A 4218-nucleotide genomic window follows, 5' to 3' on the forward strand; every position below is an offset into this window, starting at 1 on the left:
GGTGCAGTTAACCACGATCGGCGCGGCGTCGGCGGCCTCGGCCAGCGACCGCACCGGATGCACCTCGATGTCGCAGCCGGCCGCTGCCAGTCGCCGGGTCAGGTAGTCGAGATAGTGCGGCATGTCGATCATCGGCAGCGTTGCTCGGAAGCCGTTGGCGAAGCCGTCCGGGAGGTCGGCCGGATCGGCCGGCCGCAGGTCGGGGATCAGCGCCGCCGCGGACGACATCGCCTCCGTGGCCGTCAATTCACCGACGGCCATCGCCGGGGCCAGTTGGACGCCGGAGCCGGGATCGTCGGCGAGTTCGCTGAAGACCCGCAGCGAGTGCGTGGTCCACGCCAGGGTGTCGCCGGCCCGGGCCGCGGGCCGCGGCGGCAGCCACACCGCGCCGGCCACTTTCGACGTCGTCTGCTGCGGCAGGGCGGCCGTCCAGACTCGCACCGGCCAGCCAGCCTCGGCCAGGCACACGGCCGACGTCAGCCCGCTGACTCCCGCACCGACGACGACGATCTGTTGCGCATTGGCCACGGCGCCACCGTAACGAAACCGGGCGAAACCGCGTCAGCGCTCGTCAGGAATGGGGAGGCTGCTGCCCGCCCTGACCGCCGAGCAATCCGTTGAGGATCCCGAGCGTGCCCTGCACGCTGCCGGGCGCTGCGGTGGGGGGCAGGGCGGCGTCCGGGGTCAGCTGCCAGGGTTGACAACCCGAGGTCTTGAACGCCTTATCGGTCGGGTCGATCTGCACCACCTGTGGCTTCTTGCTCATCGCGTTGTCGATGATGTTGCCGTCGGGGTTGCCCGTCCGCTTCCAGTAGCAGGTGCCGTTGTTGACGGGGCCGCCCGAGCTGTAGATGCCGGGGGCAATGTCGGAGCCGACGTTGTAGATGCCGTCCTTGTCGATCGTCGTCTTCGGTCCCGGTGCCGGTGTGGCGGCGGGTGAGGCTCCGGGGGAGGCCGCGGGTGAGGGCGCCGACGAGGCGGCCGGCGCGGGCGCCGGCGAGGCAGATGATGGAGGCGGGCCCGGTGGGGGCCCCTGCGAGGCTGCCGGCGACGGTGACGGCGCAGGCGTCTGGTCCGGGTCGGCCCCCGCGAACCCCGCCGAGGCGGTCCAACCCGCGATCATCAGTCCCGCGACGGCCAACCGTGCCGCGGTAGGAACACCAGCCTCAAACCCCATAGCACGCCAGCGTACCGGGGCGGGCACCGTAAATCACACAATGCGGCATACGCCGGTCGCCCCCGTCGGGCACGTTAGCCCTGGTCGGAACCTTTAAGTCAGGCGCCGAACGCGGCCGGCATAGCCGAGCGCATGCTCGTACGTCTTGAGGTTGTCGCGAGAAATGCGCGCGTGCACGGGCCGTTCGAGAAGGAACCGGAGCACCGGGTTGTAGGCGTGGTAGGTCTCGTGGAAGGTCAGCACGGTGGTCCCGTCCGGCTGCTCGTCGAGCCGGTGGTAGCCCTCGGCCCGGGACCAGAGCGGCGCGCCGACGGCCACGTACCGCGACAGCTTGTTCTTCTCGGCCTCCGTGACGGTTTCCCACGACCGCGCCCGGCCGCCCGACAGCAGGTACTTGGGCACCTCGTAGACGCAGGTGCGGACCAGGCCCTCGCCGGCCTCGTTGCCCTCGTTGAGGATCTCCATGCTGCCGCCGGGCCACTCGAGGACGCGCGGCCGCGGCGCGTCGGGCGGGGCGGGCGGATGCAGCACCCGCCACACCTTCGCCGGTGGCGCGTCGACGTGAAACCGCACGGTGTAGGACTGCATCAGCCCCAGCCGTCCCAGAACGTGACGGTCTCGGCGGGCGGGCGCGCGGCGGGCCGGAAGTCGGTGCCGATGGTGTAGGCCACCGGGAACAACGCGGCCTGGGTGACCGTGTCGGGGATGCCGAGCAGCTCGGCGACCTCCCGCTCCTTGGCCAGGTGCATCGTCGTCCACACCGAACCCAGCCCCCGGGACCGCAGGGCGAGCAGGAAGCTCCAGCCCGCCGGGATGATCGACGCCCAGGCCGACGCGGCGACCAGCAGGTTGGAGTTGTCGATGCGGTTGGCCAGGCAGGGGATCACATGCACGGGAACCTTGCCCAGCGTGTCGGTCAGGGCGAACGCGCTGGCGTACACCCGCCGGGTCTGGGGGTCCGACGCCTCCTTGGCGGCGTGCGCCAGATACTCGGCACCGACGCTGCGGTAGATCTCGGCGATCGCGGCGCGCTTGTCGGCATCGGTGATCACCAGCCACCGCCAGTCCTGCGTGTTGCTCGCGGTGGGCGCCTGCATCGCGAGCCGGATGCATTCGAGGATCACGTCGCGGCCGACCGGGCGGTCGAGGTCGAGGCGCTTGCGCACCGACCGCGTCGTCGTCAGCAGTTCGTCGACCGTGGCCAGGTCCATCCAGTGTTCCTCACTAGAGATCGATTGCGCAGGACTGATCGACACCCAACACGGTCAACGACCGGCCCAGGCCGAGAAACACCGCGACGCAGAGGGTCAGGTCGAGGATCTCGGCGTCGGAGAAGGACTCCCGCAGCCGCTCGAAGAAGCCGTCGTCCAGGGAGGCATGGTCGGTGGCGAAGCGCTCGGCGAATTCGATCGCGAGCCGCTGGCGCGGCGTGTAGCCGGGGTAGCTCGCGTACGCGGCGACGTTGTCGTAGAGCTCCGCTGCGACGCCGGCGTCCAGCACCGACTGCGCCCGGAATCCGGAGCAGGCGACGCAGTCGTTGATCTGCGCGATCCGCATCCTGGCCAGCTCGCGCTCGTCGGCGGGCAACACGCTCTGCTGATAGGCGCCCCGGATCATCCGCTCCACCATGTCGCCGAGTTGCGGCCGCAGCGTCCAGATCATCGCGGCTTCGCCGCCCGGGCCATCCGGCACGGTGAGACGGGCCATCGGCGACTCCTGCCCGGTGAGGTAGTTACTGAGTCGAGCAAACCAGTTCGCCCCCCGGCTGTCCAGGGTGCCGCAAAACCGCCCATGGACACGACAACTCCACGGCGTTAGCGTCCGTTGGACGGGGGCGCTCACGGCCGAGCGCGCCCGGTGGGAGGTCTCGGCATGCTGTTCATGCACGAGGTGCACAAGGTCCGCGGCCGCTGCGAAGACGACTTCGAGGCCGCCTTCCGGCGGGGCTGGCTGCCCATGCTCGCCGCCGGCGATGACGCCCGGTTGCTCTGGTACGCCGACCACGCCCAGGGCAGCGGCCCGTCCTACACCGTCGTGACCGTCACCGCGGTCCGCGACGGCGCCGCGTGGGAGCGCCTGGCGCTGCGGGTGCAACAGGGCGATCTGCGGGGCTGGATGCGCGAGCTGGACGAACTGCGCTACGACGTCGAGGCCAAGCTGATGGCACCACTGCCGTGGTCGCCGCTGCGGGAGCTGCCGCTGGGGGAGGTGCCGGTCGACGGTCAGGAGCACGAACTCAGCCTCTACATGGAAGACACCATGTGGCCCTTCCCGGGCAAGTTCGAGGAATACATCGAGCGCAGCGGTGACGTGTACGCCCAAAGCCTGGACCGGCCGTCGTCAATGCTGTTGATCCAGGCGGCTTTTCAGCCCGCACTGGGCAGCCACTTGCATCGCGAGGTCGTCCTGATGCAGCGCATCGAGCGGCCCGAACGGCTTCTGGCGCTGCTGCAGACCCGCATTCCCGCCGAATACCGGGCCCCGGGCACCTGGATGCACGACGCCCTCGACCTGCGGGACCAGTGGACCAGCCGCCTGCTGCGCACCTCCGCGTGGTCACCCCTGTACTGAGCCGCGCGCATGAATATCGGAACAATGCTCGAGGCCGCCGAGGCGGCTGACCCCGCTCGCGTGGCGCTCATCATCGATGGGGCCGCGATCGGTTACGGCGAGCTGGCCGCGACCGTGCGCCGCTGCGCCGCCGGCCTGGCCGACCGCGGTGTGGTGGCCGGCCAACGCGTCGCCGTGGTCGACGGCGGAAGCCTGCTCTCGATCGCGGCCGTGCTCGGGGCGGCCCGCATCGGCGCCGCGGCCGCGCTGATGAATCCGGCGCTGACGCCACCCGAGCTCCGCGGCCTATTGACGGCCGCGGGCTGTGCCGACGTGGCCGTCGCGGGGGAACCGTACGCCGACCGGCTCCGAAATGCCGGTGCGCGAACGGTATTGGGCGCGGAGCTGCTGGAGGGCGCCGATGCGGCAGCGCCCGCCGGCAGCGATGACCGCGACGCCCTGGTGCTATTCACCAGCGGAACAACGGGATT

At 70.6% G+C, this 4218-nt stretch carries 7 protein-coding genes; 2 read left to right on the forward strand and 5 right to left on the reverse strand.

Features of this window, described 5'->3' with window-relative positions:
• From A5691_RS19150 to A5691_RS19170, 5 genes are all read right to left on the reverse strand, one after another.
• A partial coding sequence (locus A5691_RS19150; protein ID WP_156734802.1) for an FAD-dependent oxidoreductase occupies nucleotides 1–528 on the reverse strand: 528 nt, incomplete at its 3' end.
• A gap of 43 nt (nucleotides 529–571) precedes the next feature.
• The gene (locus A5691_RS19155) at nucleotides 572–1141 is read right to left on the reverse strand and encodes a hypothetical protein (RefSeq protein ID WP_231969174.1); all 570 of its coding nucleotides are present in this window, start codon (nucleotides 1139–1141) and stop codon (nucleotides 572–574) included.
• Between the two features lie 129 nt (nucleotides 1142–1270).
• Nucleotides 1271–1765 (reverse strand): SRPBCC family protein, encoded by a 495-nt coding sequence (locus A5691_RS19160; RefSeq protein WP_067750091.1) that lies wholly within the window; start codon nucleotides 1763–1765, stop codon nucleotides 1271–1273.
• The gene (locus tag A5691_RS19165; RefSeq protein WP_067750093.1) at nucleotides 1765–2388 is read right to left on the reverse strand and encodes a nitroreductase family protein; all 624 of its coding nucleotides are present in this window, start codon (nucleotides 2386–2388) and stop codon (nucleotides 1765–1767) included. The genes A5691_RS19160 and A5691_RS19165 overlap by 1 nt, the downstream gene beginning before the upstream one ends.
• A gap of 13 nt (nucleotides 2389–2401) precedes the next feature.
• The gene (locus A5691_RS19170; protein WP_067784926.1) at nucleotides 2402–2884 is read right to left on the reverse strand and encodes a carboxymuconolactone decarboxylase family protein; all 483 of its coding nucleotides are present in this window, start codon (nucleotides 2882–2884) and stop codon (nucleotides 2402–2404) included.
• 165 nt (nucleotides 2885–3049) lie between these two features.
• On the opposite strand from A5691_RS19170, the gene A5691_RS19175 reads away from it, so the two are divergent.
• Together A5691_RS19175 and A5691_RS19180 are read left to right on the forward strand one after the other, a co-directional pair.
• Nucleotides 3050–3748 (forward strand): hypothetical protein, encoded by a 699-nt coding sequence (locus tag A5691_RS19175; RefSeq protein WP_067750098.1) that lies wholly within the window; start codon nucleotides 3050–3052, stop codon nucleotides 3746–3748.
• Nucleotides 3749–3757: 9 nt separating this feature from the next.
• The coding region (locus A5691_RS19180; protein WP_156734803.1) for an AMP-binding protein at nucleotides 3758–4218 on the forward strand (461 nt) is incomplete at its 3' end.

Origin of the sequence: Mycobacterium sp. E183 (assembly GCF_001667735.1) — a bacterium.
Lineage (GTDB): Bacteria > Actinomycetota > Actinomycetes > Mycobacteriales > Mycobacteriaceae > Mycobacterium.